Source organism: Kitasatospora sp. NPDC059803, from assembly GCF_042732255.1.
GTDB lineage: Bacteria > Actinomycetota > Actinomycetes > Streptomycetales > Streptomycetaceae > Kitasatospora.
Genome location: NZ_JBHWIJ010000569.1, coordinates 1 through 1,723, shown reverse-complemented (window position 1 = coordinate 1,723; position 1,723 = coordinate 1). Strand labels below are relative to the sequence as shown.

1 protein-coding gene is annotated in these 1,723 nt (G+C 55.7%); it reads left to right on the top strand.

Annotation, left to right across the window (positions count from 1 at the left end):
- Positions 1 to 445: 445 nt before the first annotated feature.
- Positions 446 to 1,387 carry an IS110 family transposase gene (locus ACFV6I_RS39545; protein WP_093200084.1) on the top strand — a complete coding sequence of 314 codons (942 nt, stop codon included), beginning with the start codon at positions 446 to 448 and terminating at the stop codon, positions 1,385 to 1,387.
- Positions 1,388 to 1,723: the final 336 nt, after the last annotated feature.

Sequence of the window (1,723 nt, the reverse complement as noted above, 5' to 3'; positions counted from 1 at the left end):
GTGTTCGCGGGCTAGACCTTCGTGTGGTGGGCGGGGGGGGGGGGGGGGGCGGTTGTGGTACTTTTTGTCGCCCGGGGGGTTGGCGTCCTCCCCGGCGGCCGGCCCCCCCCGGGTGTGCCGGGGGGGGTGGGGGGGGGGAGATATGTTCAGTCTGGCTGAGTACATATCCGTTTCTGCGGTAACGGCCACTTAGGGTTCCGCTCTTACAGCGGGTCACTTTTGAAAAGCGCAAAAGTAAGCAAAACGCTCTTGCCCCACCACTCGGCACCTCGCTTAGGCTCGGTGTGCCCTTGTAAGATTATTTTCACCTGCTTCAGACCGTGGTGCCCTCAGATTTCAATATCGTGAGTGAGCATGGGTCGAAGCAGGTTCTTTTCTAAACTAGTCCGAACGGTTGCCTGGGCGTAAAGCCCGATTCTGCAAGGTTGGACGTGAGGAAAACGCCATGGACCATGACTCTGCGTTCGTCGGAATTGATGTTTCCAAAAACAAGCTCGACTCATTCGTCAGCACTACTGGCCAAGTCGAGCAGTTTTTCAATACTCCAGAAGATATCCAGCGTTTAGCTAAGCATCTCAAGGCTCAGATGCCCGCTTTAGTGGTGCTGGAAGCAACTGGCGGATATGAGCGGCTTGCCGCTGCCGAGCTTTGCGCTGCTGGATTACCAGTCGTTGTTGTAAATCCCCGTCAGGTCCGTGATTTCGCTAAGGCTACCGGACGGCTGGCTAAAACCGACGCTCTGGATGCCCAGGTGATTGCGGAGTTTGCTCAGGCGGTCAAACCCGAAATTCGGGAGATGCCAGATGAACACGCTCGTGAACTGGCAGATCTACTGACTAGACGCCGTCAGCTTATCGATATGATCGTGGCGGAGGAGTCTCGACTGAAACAGGCGGTATTCAAGGCGCTTCGACGGGATATCAAGGCACATATCGTCTGGCTTCAAAAGCGTCTTAAAAGTACAGACGATGACTTGCACGAAGCGATCAAAGCTTCGCCGGCCTGGAAGGCCAATTATGATTTGCTGCGCGAGGTCTCAGGTGTTGGCAATGTGCTCGCACTTTCGCTGCTGGCGATGGTTCCTGAGCTAGGCAAAGTGAATCGCAAACAAGTGGCTGCATTGGTTGGTGTGGCCCCTTTTAACTGCGATAGCGGCCTGTACAAAGGACGTAGACGGATATGGGGTGGTCGAGCTGAGGTGCGAAGTGTGCTTTACATGGCTGTCTTGTCCTCGAAGAGCCATAACCCGGTGATCGAGAGGTTCTACAACCGTCTGCTTGCTGCAGGGAAGACGAAGAAAGTGGCGCTGGTTGCATGCATGAGAAAGCTGCTGACGATCCTGAATGCGATGGTCCGAGATCAAAAACATTTCGCTGAAATGGCTTGAGATTCGACACGGTTGCTCACTCCGGCTTTGGACCGTGGGCCGCCGCGATGGGCCATCCTTGGCCCAGCGCGGCTAACCCGGCGTCCTGCCGGGTTACCCACGCTCCAAAGCCTGCGTTCGGCCAGCGTGGTTTAACGGGGCGCCTAAGATCAAGATCAAAAGCAAGAGCACAGCGGCCTACCGGCCGGCTTGAGTGTTAAAAGCAGAGGCAAAGACCAAAGCGAAAGCCAAATCTGAAGCTGATGCAGCTCTGCTTTTCTGTGGGAGCTGGCTTGCCTGCGATGCAGACACCTCGGTGCATCAGGTACATCCAGTTGATGCTATCGCAGGCAAGCC